This window comes from Sphaerospermopsis reniformis (assembly GCF_005402885.1).
Lineage (GTDB): Bacteria > Cyanobacteriota > Cyanobacteriia > Cyanobacteriales > Nostocaceae > Sphaerospermopsis > Sphaerospermopsis kisseleviana.
Genome location: NZ_BJCE01000012.1, coordinates 1 through 23,372, shown reverse-complemented (window position 1 = coordinate 23,372; position 23,372 = coordinate 1). Strand labels below are relative to the sequence as shown.

21 protein-coding genes and 2 pseudogenes are annotated in these 23,372 nt (G+C 35.9%); 14 read left to right on the top strand and 9 right to left on the bottom strand.

Going from position 1 to position 23,372, the window contains the following annotated elements:
- Window positions 1-21 precede the first annotated feature (21 nt).
- On the bottom strand, window positions 22-1,740 hold the full coding sequence (locus tag FFR48_RS03185; protein ID WP_137666367.1) for a serine/threonine-protein kinase: 1,719 nt from the start codon (window positions 1,738-1,740) through the stop codon (window positions 22-24).
- A 172-nt stretch (window positions 1,741-1,912) separates the two neighbouring features.
- On the opposite strand from FFR48_RS03185, the gene FFR48_RS03180 reads away from it, so the two are divergent.
- Both FFR48_RS03180 and FFR48_RS03175 read left to right on the top strand, forming a co-directional pair.
- Window positions 1,913-3,409, top strand: a complete 1,497-nt coding sequence (locus tag FFR48_RS03180; protein ID WP_137666352.1) for a phenylacetate--CoA ligase family protein — start codon at window positions 1,913-1,915, stop codon at window positions 3,407-3,409.
- Window positions 3,410-3,724: 315 nt separating this feature from the next.
- Entirely contained in the window at window positions 3,725-4,834 is a 1,110-nt protein-coding gene (locus FFR48_RS03175; protein WP_137666351.1) for an NAD(P)H-dependent flavin oxidoreductase, read from the top strand.
- A 98-nt stretch (window positions 4,835-4,932) separates the two neighbouring features.
- On the opposite strand, the gene FFR48_RS03170 is transcribed toward FFR48_RS03175, so the two are convergent.
- Window positions 4,933-5,664, bottom strand: a complete 732-nt coding sequence (locus FFR48_RS03170) for a diacylglycerol/polyprenol kinase family protein (RefSeq protein WP_371851421.1) — start codon at window positions 5,662-5,664, stop codon at window positions 4,933-4,935.
- A gap of 107 nt (window positions 5,665-5,771) precedes the next feature.
- On the opposite strand from FFR48_RS03170, the gene yidD reads away from it, so the two are divergent.
- The 3 genes from yidD to FFR48_RS03155 all read left to right on the top strand — a co-directional run bounded on the left by yidD (window position 5,772) and on the right by FFR48_RS03155 (window position 8,825).
- On the top strand, window positions 5,772-6,017 hold the full coding sequence (yidD, locus tag FFR48_RS03165) for a membrane protein insertion efficiency factor YidD (RefSeq protein WP_096572559.1): 246 nt from the start codon (window positions 5,772-5,774) through the stop codon (window positions 6,015-6,017).
- A gap of 92 nt (window positions 6,018-6,109) precedes the next feature.
- Window positions 6,110-6,805, top strand: coding sequence for a M15 family metallopeptidase (locus FFR48_RS03160; protein ID WP_137666350.1), 696 nt, complete (start codon window positions 6,110-6,112; stop codon window positions 6,803-6,805).
- A gap of 259 nt (window positions 6,806-7,064) precedes the next feature.
- Window positions 7,065-8,825 (top strand): 30S ribosomal protein S6, encoded by a 1,761-nt coding sequence (locus FFR48_RS03155; RefSeq protein ID WP_137666349.1) that lies wholly within the window; start codon window positions 7,065-7,067, stop codon window positions 8,823-8,825.
- A gap of 166 nt (window positions 8,826-8,991) precedes the next feature.
- On the opposite strand, the gene FFR48_RS03150 is transcribed toward FFR48_RS03155, so the two are convergent.
- The 4 genes from FFR48_RS03150 to glgA form a co-directional block, all read right to left on the bottom strand.
- The gene (locus FFR48_RS03150; protein WP_137666348.1) at window positions 8,992-9,555 is read right to left on the bottom strand and encodes a hypothetical protein; all 564 of its coding nucleotides are present in this window, start codon (window positions 9,553-9,555) and stop codon (window positions 8,992-8,994) included.
- A 141-nt stretch (window positions 9,556-9,696) separates the two neighbouring features.
- Window positions 9,697-10,119 carry a putative toxin-antitoxin system toxin component, PIN family gene (locus FFR48_RS03145; protein WP_137666347.1) on the bottom strand — a complete coding sequence of 141 codons (423 nt, stop codon included), beginning with the start codon at window positions 10,117-10,119 and terminating at the stop codon, window positions 9,697-9,699.
- Window positions 10,112-10,330, bottom strand: coding sequence for a hypothetical protein (locus FFR48_RS03140; protein WP_137666346.1), 219 nt, complete (start codon window positions 10,328-10,330; stop codon window positions 10,112-10,114). The genes FFR48_RS03145 and FFR48_RS03140 overlap by 8 nt, the downstream gene beginning before the upstream one ends.
- Before the next feature lie 267 nt (window positions 10,331-10,597).
- Complete coding sequence (gene glgA, locus FFR48_RS03135) at window positions 10,598-12,079, bottom strand: glycogen synthase GlgA (RefSeq protein WP_137666345.1); 1,482 nt, start codon at window positions 12,077-12,079, stop codon at window positions 10,598-10,600.
- A gap of 1,175 nt (window positions 12,080-13,254) precedes the next feature.
- Here glgA and FFR48_RS03130 point away from each other — a divergent pair.
- The gene (locus tag FFR48_RS03130) at window positions 13,255-13,518 is read left to right on the top strand and encodes a hypothetical protein (protein WP_096565575.1); all 264 of its coding nucleotides are present in this window, start codon (window positions 13,255-13,257) and stop codon (window positions 13,516-13,518) included.
- 52 nt (window positions 13,519-13,570) lie between these two features.
- On the opposite strand, the gene FFR48_RS03125 is transcribed toward FFR48_RS03130, so the two are convergent.
- Window positions 13,571-14,953: a cytochrome P450 gene (locus FFR48_RS03125; protein WP_137666344.1), complete on the bottom strand. Its 1,383-nt coding sequence runs from the start codon at window positions 14,951-14,953 to the stop codon at window positions 13,571-13,573.
- A 757-nt stretch (window positions 14,954-15,710) separates the two neighbouring features.
- Here FFR48_RS03125 and FFR48_RS03120 point away from each other — a divergent pair.
- From FFR48_RS03120 to FFR48_RS03090, 8 genes and pseudogenes are all read left to right on the top strand, one after another.
- The gene (locus tag FFR48_RS03120; RefSeq protein WP_137666343.1) at window positions 15,711-17,924 is read left to right on the top strand and encodes a phosphoketolase family protein; all 2,214 of its coding nucleotides are present in this window, start codon (window positions 15,711-15,713) and stop codon (window positions 17,922-17,924) included.
- A 159-nt stretch (window positions 17,925-18,083) separates the two neighbouring features.
- Entirely contained in the window at window positions 18,084-19,268 is a 1,185-nt protein-coding gene (locus tag FFR48_RS03115) for a hypothetical protein (protein WP_137666342.1), read from the top strand.
- A 9-nt stretch (window positions 19,269-19,277) separates the two neighbouring features.
- Window positions 19,278-20,444 (top strand): hypothetical protein, encoded by a 1,167-nt coding sequence (locus FFR48_RS03110; protein ID WP_137666341.1) that lies wholly within the window; start codon window positions 19,278-19,280, stop codon window positions 20,442-20,444.
- A gap of 303 nt (window positions 20,445-20,747) precedes the next feature.
- Complete coding sequence (locus tag FFR48_RS03105) at window positions 20,748-20,900, top strand: hypothetical protein (protein WP_162501835.1); 153 nt, start codon at window positions 20,748-20,750, stop codon at window positions 20,898-20,900.
- A 209-nt stretch (window positions 20,901-21,109) separates the two neighbouring features.
- Window positions 21,110-21,334, top strand: a complete 225-nt coding sequence (locus FFR48_RS03100; protein ID WP_137666340.1) for a ribbon-helix-helix domain-containing protein — start codon at window positions 21,110-21,112, stop codon at window positions 21,332-21,334.
- Complete coding sequence (locus FFR48_RS03095; RefSeq protein WP_137666339.1) at window positions 21,313-21,660, top strand: type II toxin-antitoxin system PemK/MazF family toxin; 348 nt, start codon at window positions 21,313-21,315, stop codon at window positions 21,658-21,660. Before FFR48_RS03100 ends, FFR48_RS03095 begins: the two co-directional genes overlap by 22 nt.
- A 7-nt stretch (window positions 21,661-21,667) precedes the next feature.
- Window positions 21,668-21,805: pseudogene (locus FFR48_RS28875) on the top strand (hypothetical protein); the annotation flags it as partial.
- Between the two features lie 80 nt (window positions 21,806-21,885).
- On the top strand, window positions 21,886-22,734 hold the full coding sequence (locus FFR48_RS03090) for a hypothetical protein (protein ID WP_137666338.1): 849 nt from the start codon (window positions 21,886-21,888) through the stop codon (window positions 22,732-22,734).
- 71 nt (window positions 22,735-22,805) lie between these two features.
- Here the strand turns inward: FFR48_RS03090 and FFR48_RS03085 are convergent, their stop codons facing one another.
- Window positions 22,806-23,066, bottom strand: coding sequence for a hypothetical protein (locus tag FFR48_RS03085; RefSeq protein ID WP_137666337.1), 261 nt, complete (start codon window positions 23,064-23,066; stop codon window positions 22,806-22,808).
- Window positions 23,067-23,140: 74 nt separating this feature from the next.
- Window positions 23,141-23,372 (bottom strand): annotated as a pseudogene (locus FFR48_RS03080) (transposase); the annotation flags it as partial.

The following is a 23,372-nucleotide window of genomic DNA, read 5'->3' as shown; positions in this document are numbered from 1 at the left end:
TCACCAGTCACCAATCACCAATCACCTATTCCCTACCTTATCAGAGGCGATCGCATACCAAAACTGCATAAAAGTCTGCTGATTTAGTTTCCCACGCACTTGACCAGGAAACAATGGATCAAATTTTTGATATGTTTCCTCTCTTAACTCCTGAAATGAACGATATTTACCTAATCTACCAGCTTTAGCTAGTCTATCCCATTTTTGGGAATCTTCTATACTATAACTACCTATTTTCCTCCGTGCTATCTGACTCAAATTAGCTTGTTCTATTTTCTTTAACAACTCATCTGCTGTACTATTCCACTGTTCCCGTAAAACCCGATCTTCCGGTTTATCTGTTAATACCCTTCCCCGCAACCCTGGCCTGATAGCATAAAATCTTTCATCTACTGTCTTAGTAAACACCGCTTGGGAAATTTCCAACTCTTGCACACGGTTAAAAACCTCCTCAACACTGCGGTTTTTATTTCCCACATTGGTAGGATTATTGATAGATGGTATACCGGGAACTTCCACTTTAGGTAAACTAATTGATGTAACACTTCTTACCATAAAATTTCCTAAGGCCCACATACCACCACCAATTAAACCGACTCCCATAGTTATAGTAAAAGTGACAGCAAAAGGACGCAACCATATAGGCATCGGTATATTTTGCAATGCCATGTGAGTAGTTCTATATACTTTTTTCCCTGGTGCAGCTACCATTGTTTGTAACCTGCTCAGGTGAGTGTTTTTGTTATTAACAGAAGGTTGCATAGTATTTGGATTAGTATTTATGTTATGGATAGCTGTAGAAACAGAACCAGAAACAGATGTTGGTGGTGGTAAATCTTTGATAACTTGATCTGCTGTTTGATAGCGATCGCTTGGTTTATATGCCAACATCTTTTTTAAGACTGCTGTTAATTTCGGACTTACTTTAATTTCCTTTCCCCAATACCAAGTCCCGTTATAACTATCATAAAGTAAATGAGGTTCTTTACCAGTCACTAACACCAAAGCCGTTACCGCTAACGAGTATAAATCACTGCTTTTAAATACCTTTCCCTGAAGTAACTGTTCTTCTGGTGCATAACCTTTTTTACCCAATAAAGTACCATTTCCGACCAACTTTGTCTGCCAAAAACCCTGATAAGCTGGTAATTGTTTTACACCACCAAAATCAATCAACACAGGTAAACCATCTTTTTGGCGTAAAATCAAATTATCAGGCGAAATATCACGGTGGACAATATCTAAAGAGTGAATATAACTCAAAATCGGGAGAATCTTGTGTAAAAGGTTAATTACCTCCTCCTCACTCAAAGATTTTCCCTGTGTTTGCAGTTGTTCAAATAACTGATAATAATTAGCACCTTCCACATAATCTTGCACTAAAAAGAAAAAATCTTTAGTACCAATTTTAGCTTGTATAGATTCATGAAATCTGGGAATTTGCGGATGTTTGATTTTTTTAAGTACGTTCGCTTCCCGTTCAAATAACTCTTGAGCTTTTTGTAAATCTTCTTTTTTAGTGACTTGGGGCGCAAATTCTTTTAAAACACACTTTTCACGGGCTTTTTGTCTATCAATCGCCAAATAACTCCGCCCAAAACCACCTTGCCCCAGTATACGCCCAATTTCATAACGATTATTGATTACCTGTCCTACAGTCAGCGGTAAAGATTCTCCGCACTGAGTACAAAAACTGTTACCATTATTATTTGCGTGTTGTTTGCTGCAATAGACGGACATGGTAGGGAACATAGATCAATATACTGATACAGTTCTACAATATCAAAAAGGTAATTTACGAACTATTGTGGTGACTGGTGACTGGTGACTGGTGACTGGTGACTGGTGACTGGTGACTGGGTTATTAACTTGCCCTAGTTCTTCTACCTCCTGAACTCCTGACTCCTAACTTATGAACCCAAAAACCCAAAAAGCGATTCAAGAACTAGAAAAATTTGTTTCTACTCCCCTAGCAGAAACACTGGAACAACATCAAAAAACTACACTCCAAGAAATCGCAATTAACCTATTTAAAACCGTATCATCTACCGTACCAGCTTACAAAGCGTTTTTAGCAACACATCACATCAACCCGGCAACAATTCAAACTTTAGCAGACTTCCAAAAATTACCAGTTATTTGTAAAGAAAATTATATTTCTCTTTACACTCTACCAGAGCTATGTCAAGATGGAATATTAGGAAGCTGTGATATGATCGCTGCTTCCTCTGGCTCAACGGGAAAATCCACATTTTGGCCGCGTTTCTTCAATGATGAATTACAAATAGCCACCCGGTTTGAGCAGATTTTTCATGATAGTTTTGATGCAGATAATAAAAGCACCTTAGCAATAATTTGTTTTACCTTGGGAACATGGGTAGGGGGAATGTTCACTACCAATTGTTGTCGGTATTTAGCAACTAAAGGTTATCCCATTACAGTCATTACACCTGGAAATAATAAAACCGAAATATTACGAGTTGTGCAAGAATTAGGTGGTAATTTTGAACAAGTTGTATTATTAGGATATCCACCCTTTTTAAAAGATGTTATTGATACGGGAATTACCAATGGTTTACAGTGGAAACAATATCATATTAAATTAGTAATGGCAGGAGAAGTATTTAGTGAAGAATGGCGGAGTTTAGTAGGTGAAAGAATAGGATCAGAAAATCCTTGTTATGATTTTGCGTCAATGTATGGAACAGCAGACGCAGGAGTTTTAGGAAATGAAACACCTTTAAGTATTTGTATTAGAAGATTTTTAGCAGCAAACCCAAAAGCAGCAAAAGCATTATTTAGTGAATCTCGTTTACCGACATTGGTACAGTACGATCCTTGTAGTCGGTTTTTTGAAGTTGAAGACGGTAGATTAATATTTTCTGGTAATAATGGCATTCCTTTAATTAGATATAATATCTTCGATAATGGGGGGTTAATTAGTTATTCAGAAATGCTGAAATTCCTAGCTGAATGGGGGTTTGATCCGGTTGCTGAGTTAGGTGAAAATAGAGGAATACATCAATTACCATTTGTTTATGTTTTCGGACGATCTAATTTTACCGTTTCCTATTTTGGTGCAAATATTTATCCTGAAAATGTGACTGTGGGATTAGAACAACCGATAATTAGAGAATGGGTAACGGGTAAATTTGTGTTACAGGTAAAAGAAGATCAAGATAAAAATCGCTTTTTATCTGTTGTTGTGGAATTAGCACCAGGGGTAGAAGGTAGCATTGAAAAAACTGCAACTATTACTAATTCTATTCTTGCTCAATTGTTACGTTTAAATAGTGAGTTTGCTAATTATGTTACGGTGGAATATCAAACACCCCAAGTAGAATTAAAACCTACTGGTGATGCTGAATATTTTCCTGTGGGTGTGAAACATAGATATACTCGCAATTGATAATTGATAATTGATAATTGATAATTGATAATTAATCTCGTTCCCAGTCTCAGACTGGGAATGCAATGATATAGGCTCTGCCTATAATAGAAGTCAGAGACTTCTTAATTCATTCCCATACAGAGTATGGGAACTAGTAATTGATAATTGACAATTGATAATTGATAATTGATAATTGACAATTGCAATGATATAGGCTCTGCTTAAATTCATTCCTATACAGAGTATGGGAACGAGTAATGATTTTCTGATATGATTAATACCATAATTTACACTTATAATGATACAATCACTGCACGGTTATTTAGTTAATTAATGAATAGTTCTGGTATAAAGTCTATCCTTCATCCTTTGCGAATTGGTGAACACATTGCCCGCTATCCAATTATTCAAGGTGCAATGTCAGTGGGTGTATCTGGTGCTAAACTGGCTAGTGCAGTAGCTAACGCTGGTGGAGTGGGTGTCATTGCTTCAATGGGAATAGGGTTAAATTCTCTGTATTTTCACAAACGCCAACGGGGTAGTTTTTTTACAGCTAATCAGTTAGCATTGAAAGATGAAATCAGCAAAGCACGGATTATTAGCCCAGAAGGAATTATTGGTGTTAATGTTTTAGTTGCTACTAGAGATTATTTGACATTAGCTCAAACTGCGGCAGCAGCAGGGGCAAATTTAATTATTACTGGTGCGGGATTACCTTTGACTTTACCAGAATTTACGGTAGACTATCCTGATGTGGCATTAGTGCCGAGTGTTGCTAATGTACAAGCTGCAAAGTTAATTTGTGAAACTTGGAAAAGCCAGTATAATCGTTTACCTGATGCTTTGATTTTGGAAAATTGTCAAAAGGTGGGAGGACATTTTTCACAGTGCGAACAGGCGAATTTTCCTGGTTTTTCCATTGAGTGGGTAATTACTGAATTACGCGAGTATTTAGCACAACAAGAAAAGAGCATACCATTAATTATTACTGGGGGAATAAGCGATCGCACAGAAATTGATCAGATATTAGGGATGGGAGCAGATGGTGTACAAATTGGTACTCGCTTTATTACTACAGAAGAATGTGATGCTGATTTGCGGTATAAAGAATTTCATCTAAGAGCAACTCCAGAGGACATTGTGACAGTACCGAGTCCAGTAGGAAAACCCAGTCGTGCTTTAAAAAATGCCTTTGCGGAAATGGCGATATCTTCAATAAGCTGCGCTAACGCTGATTTATCATTGTTAGAACGTAGATGTATAGCAAATTGTTTAGAATCTTGTTTATGTAGAGATACTAAAAAAACCTATTGTTTACTGCAAGCACTTTCTAAAGCAGCGTGTGGAGACATAGAAAATGGTTTAATTTTTTCTGGTGCTAATTTGGGATCAGGCGATCGCATCATCTCAGTTTCCGAATTAATGGCAGAATTAACCTGTTGATAGAAAATGGGGAGATGGGGAAAACATTCTTTACTTAATTCCCTATTCCCTATAACTTTAGCGGTGGTGATCGCATTTAATAAACATTTAATAAACATTTAATAAAAATTCGCCCAATCTATACCATTAAAAACTAATATTTGAATTAAACCATAAGCCAAAGCTGCACTACCGATAGGAACAGTTAAATTATCAATACCCAGAAACGAAAAAGCTTCTAAAAATGTAGCTATAATAGCTACAATTATTGATATCAGCCATATTTCCCAAGAGTTTCCTTGTGTTGGTAGCAAAATCAACACAGTCATCAAAAAACTAACAAACGTCATGGTTAAAGAACCTTCCCAACTTTTGTTTGCACCAAAAAGTTTATATTTATGTTTACCAAATCTTTGCCCGATTAAAGCCGCTAGTCCATCTCCCCAAGCCATAATTAAAATACCTAAAGCTGCATATTGGGGTTGGTGTAAATACCAAAAACAAGCAACTAAAATCCCAATACTGACTGCATAAAAAAATGTACCTAAACTTTGACGACCAACGCTATTAATTCCTGGTAAAAGGGGCAAAAAATAGGATAATAAAGTAATAATGCCAGCTAAAATTGCAGATGTAATGCCAATAATAGCAGGGATATTGAACCACCAAGCCAGTAAAATTACATTACCTGCGCCAATATGGACTATTTTACGGATAATTTCGGGTTCACTGTCGGTAAAGCGACTAACTAACCAGGCGACGAAGATAACAAGTAATACCCAAGCCGCAGCAACGGAAATTTGTTGCCACAATGGGAGAATAGATTCTAAACCGAGAAATGTCATCAACAATGTAATCAACAATGTAATCAACTATGTAATCAACAATGACGCAACTGATAATTTTGAGACTGTGATTCTTGTTATTTAAACCTAATACTACTGTAGGCGATTTGGGCATGAAAATAATATTGATTGGGCTAATTAAAGGTTATCGCTTATTCATCTCTCCTCTGTTTCCGCCGACTTGTCGCTTTCAACCAACTTGTTCAATGTATGCTATCCAAGCTATTGAGCGTTTTGGGGTGTTCCGTGGTGGTTGGATGTCTATTTGCAGAATTTTACGTTGTCATCCGTTCCACCCTGGTGGTTATGATCCAGTACCAGAAGTGGGGGAAAAGTCTTGTTGCGAACATCGGGAGTAACAGATACAGAACTGGTTGGAGAAAATTGGGTAGTGGAAAACTCATTCAAAACCTACTACAAAACTTACTATTTTACAAGCTGAGTTGATAATATGCGTCCATATCACCAAATTTCCATTATTGAATGTGGTGAACCTTTAGTGAAAATTCCCTTAGAACGGTTTGCGGTGGAGACTCCCCATCCTTATGAAAAATTAGGTGCTGACTATGGGGGATATTCTGCTTATTTTTTGCGTGCCAGTGTGGTCGAAAATTTAATTGAGGCACAAAATTATTTACAATTGTTACATCCTGGTTGGTGTATTCAAATATTTGATGCTTATCGCCCGGTAGCTGTGCAGCAATTTATGGTAGATTATAGTTTTGCCCAAGCTGTGCAAGCCCGGGAATTAAATGAGAGTGATTTATCGACTCAACAACGGGAAGAAATTTGGCAGCAAGTATATGAAATTTGGGCGGTCCCAAGTTTAGATATGAATACTCCTCCTCCCCATAGTACAGGTGCTGCGGTGGATATTACTTTAGTCGATGAAAATGGGGAAGTTGTAAATATGGGTTCACCGATTGATGAAATGTCTGAGCGATCGCACCCTGATTATTATGCCCATTCTGATGCCCATTGTCATCAAGAATATCATCGCCATCGAGAATTGTTACTAAATGTGATGTTAAAGGCAGGTTTTCAACGTAATCCTAGAGAATGGTGGCATTTTTCCTTTGGTGATCAAATGTGGGCTTGGTTGTGTAATCAGCAAACAGCACGTTATGGGCGTTTCAATAATGAATAATTAGGGTTGGCTGAAAAAGTCCCTTCGTTGAGGCAGGGAATAGGGAATAGGGAATAGGGAATAGTTTGAGCTATCTGTTATCCCCAGATTTTCCATTGGTGACAAGTTAAGCCTGTAAGTCTTGTGTCGAGAGGCTTTGAGAAAATCGCTGAAAAAAAACTGGTCAGACCCACGTTAAGTCCACTTTTTTATCAATAACTTGTCACCAATGGCTAACCCGTGATAAAAAGAGTATAACGATATTAATATCAGAAAAGATATGAATAGATATTATGGGATGGTTTGTATTATAAGCTCTGCTCTTTCAGAACAAGAAGTTGAACGGGTTATTCAAGAATCTTCTCATCTCATTGCAGAGCATGGTGGAACAGAAATTAAATCCAATAAATTGGGTAAAAAACTCCTAGCTTATCCTATTGTTAAAAAAGGTCAGGGAATTCTGATTACGACCAATTCTCTCAAATCCAGTCGTAAAGTAGCTGGTATATATATTCAAATACAATATCTAGCTGATAGTAAAGAAGTTTCTGAAATCATCAAAGGATTACAAGCTAATCAAGAATTTGTTCGCTGTTTAATTGTTAAATTAAAATCTGACCAAGATGATTGGATAATACAACCTAAACCCAGAAAGAAAAGAAGCATCAAGGTTATAGATAAGAAAGTTATAGAGAAAATTGAGGAACAACAAATTATAGTTGTCGATGACGACGATGATGATGCTTATGAAGAGAATGATGAACAACCACCAGTTTTGTCACCGGAAGAAAGAAAAAGAATTAAGGCAGAAAATATTAACTATCTGCATAGAACAGTAGATAGAACTCCTGAATTATCTAAGCTAAAAAATGCAGCAAATGATGATACTTGGGAAGATTTAACAGAATGGATTGCTGAATCTATTTGTGATATTAATTTTACCGCAGCTAGTAAATCTGTTACAAGATTAATCACAAGAGTCGGACATAAAACTCCCCGTGAAATAGCACACAGACTAATTATTCATAAATCCTTACAAGCAGCAGGATTAGAATTAATTGGAGATGTGGTAGCAACGGTTAATAATATTTTAGATGGATTAGGAGCAGAGGGGATTGACTTGCCAGAAATAGCCAAGTTAGGCGCAGAGATGGTTTATCAAATAGGACAGATTTATGGATTTAATATAGATGATCGTGAAAGAGAAGAAGAAGCTTTATATATGTTCGGGTTTATTTTCTTAGGAGAAAAAATAATCAATTTAGGAATAGATTGGTTAAAGTTGGGTTACATTAATAATAAACTTCTAAAAGTGGGCAGTAAAGCCTTAATGATTTATGGGCTAGGTCATTTAGCTTGTTTCTATTATGAATATAAAGCTGAATTTGAATTTAGTCTCATTCCTCCACATGATTTACTCAAGAAATTGCGTCAAGAAAGAGATAATTACTTCCCAGATGATTTATCAGAAGCAACTGTCAAACAAAAATTAATAGTAGAAATTTCCATTGCTTTCCCCGATATTAACTATGAACTTTTAGAGTCTCTACTAGCAGAAAAGAAATGGAGAGAAGCTGATATGGAAACAGAATATATCATCTCCGAACTATTAAATAGGAATATTAAAGACGACACTAGCAAGATATTTAAACAAGATATCAATCAAATTGATGAGTTATGGTATCATTACAGTCAAGGTAAGTTTGGTTTCCAAGTCCAAAGAGATATTTTTCAGCAATCTGATATCAATAAAAAAATTGGTAAGTTTGGAGAAGCATTAGGTTGGCGTGGAAAAGCATTTTTAGGTATTGGTGTCCTGGGTGCGTTTAGTTGGAAAGACTATGATAAATTAGTTTTTGAGCTTGATAAATCACCCAAAGGACATCTACCTGCTTTTTGGTTTCATAAATATGAAAAGCACAATGGTTTTATTGTCAAATCTTATTTGAAACCAATTCTAGAAAGAGATGATTGGCAGAATATAAAAGCTTTACCTTTATCTGAAGATGTCAAATTAGCACCAACACCTGATGATGTGTAATGCTAATTTTATTAATTAGGTTGGTGTGAAAAAAAAATATCGTTATGATATAGAAACAGTCTGACGATTCAATCTAAAGTTTTAAGCTGTTGTGCATTTAATTTGTATAAGTGGAACAGGCGTCTTGCCTGTTAAACAAGAGTTCAGAACATTAGGGTTATACAATTTAGCTGTGTAACAGCTTACTAACCAACCACCCCATCTGATTACCCAGCTTCCACGCTTTGGTGAAAGTGAAGCTACCCCAGACAAAGGTCATTTCATCCTTTCCTACCCTTGGGGTTATACCAATCAATTCTTTTACCTTTGCTCTACTCAGTATCCACTTGTGAGCTACTGCTTTTTCTAGTTCATAATATTCTGCTAAATGCGATCGCTGATTCCCGATATACCTCATCATTTTCTCAACCAAACCAGCCATAACGTTAATAGCGCTAAGGTTTTCAGCGTTGTCTAGTTGGTTGTCCAGTATGTCTAGTGAGTTGTCCAGTTTTTCAAGTGGGGCAACTTCTACTTCTGGCTGGATGGGGAAATCTGCGATCGCTCCCCCTTCCCTAATATGTTTGTCTAGTTTGTCCAGTAGCTCTAACTGTTGTGGGGTGATTTTACCCCGTGCTACTGGTTTTATGTCCAGTCCGTTGATTCTGTCATATACGGCTTGTCTTGACTCTAAACCGTATCTTCCTTGTAGGGTGGATATTTTAATCAGTTCTGTGTCTTGACTGTCCATCTGGGTTTGTCAACTCTCCTACTGGACAATTTTAGTTTGTCCAGTCATTCGGTGGACAAAAATTTTGTCAGGTTGTCTACTGGACATTTTAAGTTTGTCAAGTCTCTCGGTGGACAAGTAATTTATACCTCTCCCAAGTTTTTAAATTTGTTCATCGTTAAATTGTAAAAATTGTCTTGGCGTTATAATAGAAATTCCTCGAAAGGGATGTAATTCTAATAAGTCTTGATCTCCCGTGATAATATGAGTAGCATTTCCTGAAACGGCTAACTCTAAAAATTTGTTATCTTTGGGATCTCGACAAATATTAATCGTTTCTATAATATTAACGAGAATGGCTTTATTTCTTAGACTAGATATAAATTGTAATCTTGTTTCTAAAGATAAGTATTTATCAAATTTTTTGCGAATTAGAGTTTGAGATATTTCTTGATAGCTATCTTCAGAAATCAATAGAGTTTCTGTCGTCGTAACCTGATCAAAAACTTGTTGAGATGTTGATGAAGATAGCAGTAATCCACTAATTAAAATGTTAGTATCTAAAATAACTCGTAGTTTACTCATCTTTTAACAATTCTGCTAAAATTTCGGGAGTTAAGCCGTTTTCTTCTGCTTCTTGGCGAATCTGTTGAACAATTTCTTCAAAACTTGTATTTTTTAAAAGTTCTTTAAGGATAAGATTACAAACAATCAGGGCATTTTTTTGTTTTTCGGGTTCTGCTTCTCGGTATGCTTTGGCAATTTCTGGGTCAACTTGAAGGGTAATTGTTTCCATAATAAGTTAAGCCTCTATTAATTGACATTGTTAATTATAACAAATTAAGATTATTTGTGCTTGACATTATCCTCAATAAATTTCTCTGGTTTCTGCTTTGGGGTTGTGGCGTTTGATTAAAATAAAAAAGCCCAAATCTGTAATTGAATTTTATTTCTACATTAATTGTCAATTATCAATTGTCAATTATCAATTGATGATGGCATTCCCAGTCTGGAGACTGGGAACGAGAGGTGAGTTAGCTTTTTTGTATCGGAAATTAAAGATTTACCATTTATGTCTGATCCATTCGTAAATCTCTAAATATTTCGCACCGGGAATATTCCAAGAATTATCATACAACATACCCTGAATAGCTAGTTTTTTAAACTCTTCGGGTTGCTGATACCATAAATCTATAGCCCTTCCCATTGCTGATTCTAATGCTAGGTTATCCATGTCATAAAACACATAACCATTGCGTTTTTCTGGTGGTAAATTTTGATCATAATCTCTGTCAAAAACAGTATTTACTAAACCTCCAACACCCCGAACAATGGGTACAGTTCCGTATTTTAAACCGATCATTTGGGTTAAACCACAGGGTTCATAATTACTGGGTACAACTATCATATCTGCACCAGCATAAATGAGGTGAGATAATTCTTCATTGAATCCCAGTTCTAAATGCACATCTGGGTTATTATTTAAAAATTGTTTTTCATGGTAAAAATGAGCGTTAATTGCTGATTCTGTAGCTGAACCTAACAATACAAATTGCGCTCCTCTATTCAAAGCATAGTACATAGCATGGTGAACCAAATGGACACCTTTTTGATTATCTAAACGACCGATGTAAGCAATGATGGGTTTTTTCTCATCATGAGCTAACATCAATCTTTCCCTTAATGCTTTTTTGTTATATGCCTTTTGTTCAAATTCATCCCAGTTGTAATTATTAGGGATGTAACGGTCAACTTCGGGATTCCAAAAATCGTAATCAATGCCATTGAGAACTCCACTAAATTTGTCTTTTTGCAAATATAATGTATGTCCTAAACCACAACCCACATCACTGGTTTGAGCTTCTATTGCATGATTTGGTGATACTGTTGTCACTGCATTAGCATAATTAATTCCTGCTTTCATAAAATTGATCGCAAAAGGATTAAAATTATCCCGCAGTTTGTCGTATTGAAAATAATATTCTGGGCGATTTAAATTGGTAGCTTGGAGAGTTTCTACACCACCCATACCTTGATGTTTAAAGTTGTGAATGGTGTAACAAACTCTTTGATATTCCATGCCATGATATTTATAAATTTCATACAACATGACAGGAATTAACCCAGTTTGCCAGTCGTGACAATGAATGATATCCGGTCTTTTATTACTTTGCAGTAAAAATTCTAAAGCCGCTTTGCTAAAGAAAGCAAACCTCATGTTGTCATCATCGCAACCATAGTAACAACCTCTATTAAAGAAATTGTCTTGACTGTGGGGTTGAATGAAGAAACAAACCCGACCATGTACCCACCCGCAGTATACAGAACAGTGAACTGCGCCACCATACCAGGGTACCCACAGGTTAAGGTAGGCATCGTGAAGACCCCATATATGATCGTAACGCATACAATCATACATTGGGAGAATAAGTTCAACAGTGTTTCCCCGTCCTTCTAACTCCCTGCTAAGTCCATAAACAACATCCCCCAAACCCCCAGCTTTTATTACAGGAGCGCATTCTGAGGCAATTTGTACTATGTACATTCCTAGCCCTCGCCTTACAAAACTTTATGTTTACTATATAGCAATTTATGAAAAATGTACTCATTGACAACTGGGTATTGGGATGATAAACGAGGATTGAATTTTTGGGTGTGGGGTGTAGGAATTTTCATTTTCACTCTTGCCTCTTGCCTGTCCTCACAGATAACATAACTATTCAAACGGACTTGATATTACTCCTGACTCCTGATAGCGTAGCGTAAGCCACATTTTGCTGTAAATTAAGATGTCAGCAAGGGAATCTATCCTCAGAATTATTATCAAAGCATTAAGTTTCCAGACAAAATCCTGGGATTTATGTCTGAAAAGAGTATGCTTCAAACCAGAAGATATCGAAATTGTGTATTACAGCAGTTTTCACCTAGTTATACCACAGTAGAGAGGTTGCGTGCAAATTCTCTACAAGGGTTTTAAAGATTGTTTTGTGGTTCATTTACCTGAAAATCGCTGTCATGTAATTTGGTAATCTCAATCTATCAAGGTAAAAATTTCAGACAAAATTGTGTGGTTTAGGTTCTGACATAATATCTAAAAATATTTTTAATATGTGAATTTTCCATTATTGGAACTTAGTAATTTTAAAATTTAGTAATTTTAAAATATACGAATTACATTTTTAGACAAAATGATCGGATTTATGTCCTATGATCATGTGCATAAAGCTTTATATGTATCGGGACTTTGGATTATTTTAAATCTAGTTATGCAAAAACATTTAAAAGGAATTAACTCCTAATTTAGAGGATAAAACAATGAAGAAAATAGTAATTGCGGACTTAAAATATAATGCAGGAAGCCTTTTTCGTGAGCTATCTGTGGTTGAAACAAAGACTGTATCTGGTGGTAGTGGTGGGAGCGTCAATAATTATTTTATATCGGGTAATACTGGAAACGTGGAGAATACAGGGACTGGTGACGTTAAAGGTGTAGATAGTGGCATCAGGGATAATAAGGTCGCTACTGTAGACTATTCCAGGTCAATATACGTCGTCATAAATTCTTGGTGATTAATTATTTGTATTCTGGTACTGACATTAAGAAATTTTTAGTTGGTTCAGGGGAAAACATTTTTTTAGGGCATTTGTTTTTACAGATTTTACTCCTCATAAATCATAAATTTTCATACCTGCTCATTTCTGGATTGGTAAATTAAGACAATGGCTGCAATCATGAATACTGAATTACATTCTGTTCAAGTCAATGGGCTTTTTCAGAAACTGACTTTAGAAGAAATGGAGTCAACGTCAGGAGGTAATACTGTTATTCCTTTATGGAGTAGTGGTTTAGCGGCTTTCTCTCTCAATATGTTTTGTGATGAGTTAAATAGTTTATTCAGTGAATATTACATACCTCCGATTTTTAACGACAACAAGCTTTTTACGGTTGATTTTTCGGAAATAGATATCTATTTGGTAGTTTAATCATTTGCGGGGGTTAAAAATTGGTTTGTACCGACTCTTAACCCCTGAAAAATTACACGGCTATTGTCTCTAAAGTTCGAGATTGTTGCTGACGACGACCGTGGTAAATCATTTGAATAGGTTTATCTTGACCTGTCACCAAACCACGGCGTTTTGGTTTAACTTCACGAGTATCTGCTAGTTCCATTTCCCAACCTTGGAGGATTTTAGCTAGTGCTAATTTCATTTCAAATTGGGCAAATGCTAGACCAATACAACGTCTTGCACCAGCGCCAAAAGGGATAAATTGATATGGTGAAAATTGTTTTTCTATAAAGCGTTCTGGGTTAAATTGTTTAGAGTTGGGATAAATATCTTCTCGATGGTGAGTGAGGTAAATTGAACCCATCACAACTGTACCTGGTTCTAGTTGATAACCATCTACAGAAATAGGGGTTTTTACCCGACGGGGAAAAGTCAACATTCCCACGGGATAAATCCGCAAAGTTTCATTACAAACGGCGGTGAGATAAGGTAATTTAAAAATAGTATTGGAATCAGGATTTTCGCCTAAAGTATCAAGTTCTGCTAATAATTTTTGGCGGACTTCTGGTAGTTTATGAACCCAATATAAAGCCCAGGCTATGGCTGTAGCTGTGGTTTCATGACCTGCTACTAACAAAGTCATTAATTCATCCCGTAATTCTACATCAGTCATTGGTTGACCGTCTTCATCCCTTGCAGACATTAGCAAACTGAGGATATCTGTACGTGATGGGTCGGGATTTTCTCTGCGTTCCTGAATTTCTGCATACAGAAGTTGGTCAGCTTTATTTTGACGACGTTCCTGTATTTCCCAAAGTGTGGAAAGACCAATCACTTTTTGTAACGCTGGAAAATATAATAAAGCCACTCTCCAAACTTCACTACCTGCTTCCAGAATTTCACATAGTAAGTGTTGTAATTTTTCAGCCCGTTCACCTTCATAAAGTCCAAAGACAGCTTGCATCATCACCCCCAGAGTAATTTCTTGGGTAACTGTTCGCACATTAAAAGGTTGATTTATTTGCTGTTTGCCGATGACTTTTTCGGTGATATTATTAATTACATCAGCATAAGTTCGCATTCTTTCCCCGTGTAAGGGAGGCATGATTAACTGCCGTTGTCGCTGATGTTCTTTACCACTTTGAGAAATCAGAGAATTTTTACCTAGTAACCCTTCAAATAGTTGATTTAAATCGCCTGGTGCTTCTAATTCTTTGGTATCATTGCTCAAAACCTGCTGCATTGCTTCTGGGCTATGAATAAAGACCATAGGAGGTAAATTGTAATCCAGCTTGAGAGTAAAAATATCACCGTAGGTTTTGGCGCATTCTTCCATGTAGGACATCGGGCTAAATACCCAGCGTAGCATTTGCAGGGTAGCTGGAGTTTTGGGTCCTGTGGGTAGAGGCATAAAAGTTTTTTGGTAGATGTTAGTTTTTTACTAAATATCTTATAGCAAAATTCAGAAGTCAGGAGTCGTAAGGGCGAAGCATTTGGGCGACAAATTATCATTTTATCAAAAGCCTATTTTCCTGTAAGGGCGAAGCATTCGGGCGACAAATTATCATTTTATCAAAAGCCTATTTTCCTGTAAGGGCGAAGCATTCGGGCGACAAATTATCATTTTATCAAAAGCCTATTTTCCGAATGCTTCGCCCCTACTTCGCCCCTACTTTGCCCGTACAGAAGTCAGGAGTGAATGAGAAAACGAACCACGAAGGCACAGAGGACATGGAGGAAAGAAGGTTTTAGAGATATTTTGCGTCAGCTTCCACACCCGCCATGAAATGAATTTCATGGCTAATAAATCAAGTAAACTAAAGTTTACTGAAGAATTTTCTGGTTATTGAGTCATCTTTAGATGACTTTGGCTATTAGCAAAGAAATATGGCTAACGCCACGCTTCGCTATCATTTCCTTGCGGGCTATTGGTTTGTCATGCTGCTTTCATAATCTCTGCTTATGTTTTGCATTCTAAAACTGCAATAAACCTTTACAACCGTGAAGATGTAAAATTTTGGTTACATTACAGTAGTTTTCAAGTCTTCAGACTTCTCTTATTTCCCCTTTGCGCCTTTGCGTCTTTGCGTGAGATAAAAAAGTCATTCATGAAAACCACTGTAAACCAGCATTTAAAGTTTCCGACGAATTTATTTAAGGTACTCAGCATGACAGCAACTACAACAAAGGCATCTTCCGCAGTTCCAAGTTTTTGTGAAGGTATTCAATATTTTGGGGAAGCATTGCCAGATTTTGAAACTTATGGTGCAACGCCGGTGATAGAATCGGGCAAAGGTGCGATCGCTAATCCCAATGATACTACAGCAGTTTATCAAACCCTACTAGCTGCCGATGCCCTGCGCTACCTGACTCTACAAATTACTGGTAGTAAGGCTTCTGGACATCCCGGCGGTTTTGCCAGCCAAGCGGAAGCTTATGCAGCTTTGGTCATGCTGGGACATAAAAACATTATCACCGAAGTTGGACACCACGCCCCCGGTTTTTATAGTGCCATGTTTCTCGACCGTTCTTTAGAAGACATGGGCATTTCTACAGTACAACAATTGCGCGATCGCTTTCGGGAAAAACACGGTTTATTAGGACATTTATCCGGTTATATTCCTGGTATTCTCGCCCCTGCTGGTCCTTTGGGACAAGGACAACATTTTGCGATGTCTGCTGCACTGCTACACCGTGACAAACTCTTCCCCTTCACCGTGGGAGATGGGGGACTCGGTGAACCCTACATCATGAGTGCAATGGCGCATTTTCACACCGCTTACCCCAATGTAACCAACTTCCTACCTATCCTAGTTTGGAACGGTTACAGCCAAGAACATCATAGCATGGTATCTTTAAAAACTACCGATGAAATGATCGCTTATTGGAAAGGTAACGGTTTTGCCGAAGTTATCATCGTTGATGCCAAAGAATTTGACGACCAACATCAACCGGGAGATTACGTAGATAGTACCATTTTCTCCTTCCAAAAACGGTTAGAATTTACCAAAGCGGTATTAGTAGGCGTTGATAAAGCTGCCCGTTCTGCTTTGAGTGGCACATTAACGGTATTTATCATTAAACAACTCAAAGGCGCGGGTGTTCACGCTTTAGGGGCAAAATCTCACAACCTCTATCCTCAAGATACCTTAACCGCTCCTCACATTGTCACAGCCTTACAAAAACGCGCTTTACCTGTAGAAGCATGGCAAACAGTCCGCACAAACGCCGAACGTGCCGGAGGTGGACCCGCAGCGAAAACTGTAGTTACAGAATTTGAATTACCTTTAGCAGACATCGGCGAATTACCATTAGAAGAATATGCAGTTGGCGGAGATCCAAAAGTTTCCACAACCGCAATGGGAAGGTTAGTAGGAATAATCGGAAATAAAGATAAAAATTTCCTAGTAACTAACGCCGATGGTAACGCCGCTTCAGGAATTGGTAATATTAATGAAGCCTTAAAAATCATTCACCCCACAGCCGATGAAACCTATCATCAAGCCCCAGGAGGTCAAGTTTACGAACCTTTGAGCGAAGATGCTTGTGCAGGTTTAGCAGTGGGTTTATCCTTAATGGGGGCGAGAAGTTTGTGGTGTTCCTATGAATCTTTTGCCATCAATGGTTTACCAATTTGGCAAACTGTCACCCAAGCAATGGCAGAATTAAGAAGAAAAACACCGTCAACTATTACCTTATTTACTGCCGGTGCATTAGAACAAGGTCGCAACGGTTGGACACACCAAAGACCAGAAATTGAAGCTTATTTTGCTTCGATGATGAGAAATGGCAATGTATTTCCTGTTTTTCCCCCCGATGCTAACAGTATTCAAGTCTGTTATGATTGGGCTTTGGGAACAAAAAATAAGGGAATTGTCATTACTGCAAGTAAGTCACCTTTACCCATTAGAACAACTTTAGAACAAACAAAAGAAGGGTTAGAAAAAGGCGCGATTTTATTACATGAAGTTGCGGGAGGAAAGCAAGTTGTTTTTGCTGTAATTGGCGATATGACCTTAATTCCCGTGTTTGAAGCGGCGGCATTTTTAGAGACTGAAGGTATTGGGGTGAAGATAATTTCTGTTATTAACCCCCGGCGTTTATATCGTGCTAATGATACAGCTTGGGATACTTGTTCTGAAGCTGATGGTGGGTTTTTGAGTGATGCAGAATTTGATAGTTTGTTTGCTGGTGATGCGTTAATTGGTGTGACAGGTGGTGCTGGTGCGATGTTAGAACCTATTATGTTACGCAGTACCAGTAAGCGAGATATTTTCGCTTGGAAGCGTGGGGAAACTACCGCAAGTGCGGGTGAGTTGATGGCGTTTAATGGGTTGACTGCGGAAGCGTTGACGAAGCGGGCTATTGAGTTGGTGCATTAATTAAAACGCAGATGTACGCAGATGAACGCGGATGATTTGGCGTTTGTTGCGTACATTTGCGGTTTTTAGTTAAAAGTATTTTTTGTAGATCATTTTTTGTTAAGCAATAATTAAAAGAAAATCATGTTATAATCTTATAATAAATTCATATAAACTATTATGCAAATACTTTCTAAAAGCTTCGATAATAGAATAAAAGCACACAATATTTTAACAGAAATGCCTATTTCTGAATACTTAGAAATAGCTAGAAATATTATTGACAATAATCCTTTTCAAAGGAGAAAATTAAGATTGTCTTCATCAATTTATAGCTTGCTCAAACAAGATTTAAAACAAGGTTGTACCATACCTCCTTTAGTTTTAGCTCTCAGTAATGAAAATATAGCTATTAATGATATAGATGAGAATAAATCTATCGATTATATTAATACCCATAGAGACAAATTAATCATTCTTGATGGTTTACAAAGAACATATACATTACTTGATTTAGCCAATGAATTAGATGCTAAAAATAATGAAAATAAGAGAAACTTTTATGATCACCAGTTAAGATTTGAAATCTATTTAGGTCTGAACAAAATAGGTATACTATACAGAATGTTAACCCTGAATACGGGTCAATCACCCATGTCTGTGAGGCATCAAATAGAAATACTTTATTCAAATTATCTTGATGAAAATATTCCTGAAGGAATACGACTTGTAAGGGAAGTTGATGAAGAAACACCTCATCAAATTGGTGAGTATAGATTTAATGATGTAATAGACGGTTTTACTTCCTATATTCTTAGAGATGAGTCTAGTTTAGATAGGAGAGACTTACTTGAAAGTATCAAGAGTTTAGAAAAACTGGCACTAGAAAATCAAGATAAGGATTTATTTCAAAATTACATCACAACCTATAATAAGTTTGTTGAAAAAATCCAAGAATTGGCAGGTGATTGGGAATTTAATAATGAAGAAAGCAGCTTATCAGGAAATCCTTTTGGTTCTAGCGTAGGTACAACTAACGTATATAAAATATTTACTAAATCGCAAGTAATGACAGGTTTCGGTGCTGCTGTGGGATTTTTGAGAGATAAAGAACTCATTAATTCATTTGATGATATAAACCTGTATATTGCCACTATTCAAGTTACCAATAATAATGAGCATTTTCTTGATAAATTAGTTTTAAATTTAGATGATATCAGTAAAACGGCTCGAAAAATTGGCAATTCTCAAAGAATGTATTTTTACTACTTGTTTAGAGAATTATTTAGTAGTGCTAGTGACTCATTTTTATCAATAGATAAGTCAATAGAATCTGGTTACAAAAAATATAAATTAAATGAGTAATTTTTGTCTATGCCTCTCAAAATCAAAAATGAACTTGCCAGCATACCATATACTTTGACAGAAGTTATACCCAAATTTAATGATAGTCAATCTTGCTTTGAACTCTCTGATTCAAATGATTTTAAAATAGACGTTGACTATATTTTAACTCCATATCTTGATTATGTTCCTGAAGATTATTCATTATTTGTAATGAAATCATTGGAACTAAATAGAGAAAATGACATTTTTCAAGTGTATGATAAAGATGCTAATTTAAGAATTGGTTGGGTATTTCCTATTCAAGCTATTGTATCTAATAAACATGGATGTGCAAACAATAAGCATTTTTTAAAATATGCTTATGTTGCCTTTTACAAACTATTAATCAATAAGGAAGAATATGATCATTTTATTCCATCTTTTCAAAATGCCGACAATTATATGCTGACAGATTTTTATGGAGATGATATAATCATATTAATTTTATCTAATTCCCAAATTCAAAATATTGATAATTTTCATATTGATAACTACTTGACTTCCTTATATTCATATAGTTATTATTACTGTCAACCAACAGAGAATTTAAAACAGATTAATAATTGTCAACCAACAGAGGATTTAAAAGAAATCAGAAATAGAGCTAATTTACAATCTTTTGGTAATACTAGACTGATAATTCAGAGAAAGTCACAGTATTTACAAGGAGAGGCTTATCTTGATAGACTTTTCAAAAGTTTATTGAAAACTGAAGAAAATCCTTTAGTTAGATTTTACCTTCTTTACCAAGTAATTGAATTAGTTATAGAGATAATTTTTGAAAAAAGTTTTTCAGATATAATCAATAATTTCCAGAATAATGCAGATAAAAATATATATGAACTTAAAGAATCAATTACAAATATTTCTAGTGAAAAAGAAAGAATATCTAAATTAATAGCTGCTTTAGAAAAAAAATTTGATGCAGTTAGTAAAACAAATTTACATCTGCTTTGTAATCAATTACTTACAGCATTTAATAGTGATAACAAAAATAGTTTGCCTTTAGCTTTATACTCTGTCAGAAGTTTAATTGTTCATAAATTTAGAAATTTACCAGAGAAAGATTTACCAAAACTTGAACAAATTAATAGAGAATTTGAAAATATTGTAATTAAAATAATCTTAAATTTTGAAGAAATAAGTATTAAGTAGTAAGTAAGGTTGGGTTAAGGGATGTAGACGTGGATCAACTTGCCGTAAACTAACCCAACATACTAAAAATTGTGATGGGTTTCGCTGTCGCTCTACCCATCCTACAAACTGATTTGGTGTAATATATATAGTGTGAGCCTTGGGTACTCCTTGGAGCATAAAATTGGATGCGGTCTGCAAAACGTGAATAACGATAAATAGGCTTGCTTACAATTTAGAGTTCCCGACCCCAAGGTAAGAATTTTTTTAAACTGAATAACAGCTTTTTAAGTTATGGGTTAACTGGTGGGTTGTGCTGGTGCGATGTTAGAACCTATTATGTTACGCAGTACCAGCAAGCGGGATATTTTCGCTTGGAAGCGTGGGGAAACTACCGCAAGTGCTGGTGAGTTGATGGCGTTTAATGGGTTGACTGCGGAAGCGTTGACGAAGCGGGCTATTGAGTTGGTGCATTAATTAGAACGCAGATGTACGCAGATGAACGCAAATGATTTGGCGTTTGTTGCGTACATTTGCTGTTTTTATCTGTTATAAAACTCAACAGTATAATAAATCAAATTCCCAAGTTATCCAATTAATTACCTAATAGAAAAATTTTGACAGAATTACTAGACTAAAAATATTAAAATCTGTTATGCTACCAATGGTATGACTAGAGGTAAGATATGGCTAAAATCTCAATTTCATTGCCAGATGACTTACTCAATTACATTGACCAAAAAGTTGATAACCGTAGTGCATTAATTGAAAGTCTATTGAAACAATGGCAAAAACAAAGACAAGATGAAGCACTAGCGGCTGCTTGCGCTGTAATTGATGAATTAGAATTAGGTTGGGAAAGTGAATGGCAAAATATAGCGATTACCGAATGGGAAGCATCTGGATCGTAACATTTGATCCATCCGTAGGTACAGAAATTCAAAAAACTCGGCCAGCACTGATAATTTCTGGGACTTTGTTTAATAACCAACGTACCAAAGTCACAGTTTTACCTTTTACTTCTGCAAAATTTAATAACTCCCGTATTTCACCAGCAGTAGTAGAAGTACCTGCATCAGCACAAAACGGACTTTCTGTAGATAGTCTTTTGATATGTGTTGAACCAATGACTTTTGATAAAGTTCGTTTAACGCAACAATTAGGAGAATTAGAAGCAGAATTACTAGAACAAGGTCAAAATATTTTGCGTTGCTATCTGAGTTTAAATAACAATTAATTCTTTTATGTTACGCAGTACCAGCAAGCGGGATATTTTCGCTTGGAAGCGTGGGGAAACTACCGCAAGTGCGGGAGAGTTGATGGCGTTTAATGGGTTGACTGCGGAAGCGTTGACTAAGCGGGCTATTGAGTTGGTGCATTAATATCATATTTTGTAGGGTGTGTTAGTAACGCACCTTACTAGCTTTATATTAAGAGTAAAAAATTGGAGTACAAGAAACTAATGACTAATGAAAACATCTGTTCAGACAATAATAATGAGAACTCTCACGTTATAACATTGATTTCAGATATGAGTATTGATGAATCTCATCTTCTGGTCAGTCAATGGAGTAGTTACTCTCCAGTTCACATTTATTCAGCCTTTTATTTTGCTAAAATGAGCAAATATATTGAGGAAAAATATCAAAAAGATTGCGTAACACAACAGCAACAAGACATAATTACTATTAAAAACCAGTATGTTAATCAGAATAGATCCTGTGTAACATCTGCAATTTTTTCTGCTGTTGCATTTTTGGAAGCAACAATTAATGAGCTATTTTCAGAAATAGGAGAATTACTTGATGGACACTATGCGAAGCAACTCGATTCTGATACTAAATCAAAAATAGAACTCTTATGGAAAATAGATAATTTGATTCAGGGTAAATGCACACTAGAAAAATTTCAAATATTTTTAAGTGCAGCAGGAAAGGAAATGTTAGATAAAGGTAGTTCTCATTATCAGGATGTCGAAAAACTGATTACCATACGTAATGTATTAATACACTATAAACCTCAAATGATGGTAATAGGCTCAAGCATTGAATCAATACCAACAACAAAAAAGTTTAATGGTCTGAATTTTCATCAATTAGAATTAGAAAATAAATTTCCTCAAAATCCTCTATTTGAAGAATACAATCCTTATTTTCCTGACAGATGTTTAGGATATGGTTGCGCTCAATGGGCTGCTAATTCAAGTGTGAAATTTGTTAAAAAGTTTTACAACAAATTGGGAGTAGAACCACATCCTGCGCTTGATACTTATGGAAATATTGCAGATTTTCCTGGAATAATCTGCCCATAAATTATTACGGTGCGTTAGTGATATTATAACGCACCATTAAAAATACAAAAAATAGCAAAATCAACAAAAAATTAATTTCCAAATGATTCAGCTTCGTTTAGGAAAATATCAAATAATTCCGATAATTTTGTAATATTTTCGTTCTTGATCTTCTGAACATAATTGTTATATGTTAAATGCCATCCATCCTGAGATCCTTCTTTAGCTAAACTTGGATAATATTTTTCAATTTCTACTAACATTTGATTTAATACAGCCTCATTTTTACTTTGTAATTCTATAATAATTTTACAAAGTAGGCAAAGTTGTAAATTATTGGGGTTATCGCCCATATCATTAATGTAATCTGTCGGAGATAATTTAGATTCAGCTAAAACGGTAGCTATTTTTATAAGCTGTTGTGCAGCTAAATCGAATAAACAGCATTACCTTTATTTTTAACTTTGCGCTCCCATTTAATAATAAGACCTCCTTCGTTTAGCAATTTATTTAATAATTCTTCTAACTATTCTACTGATTCAAATAATCTGTGGGCTATATATTCTTTCGCTGAATGCCATACCAGTTCAATTAAATTATAATCTGGACTATAAGGTGGTAAAAATTCCAGAATAATATTTGGCATTTCTGCTTCAATA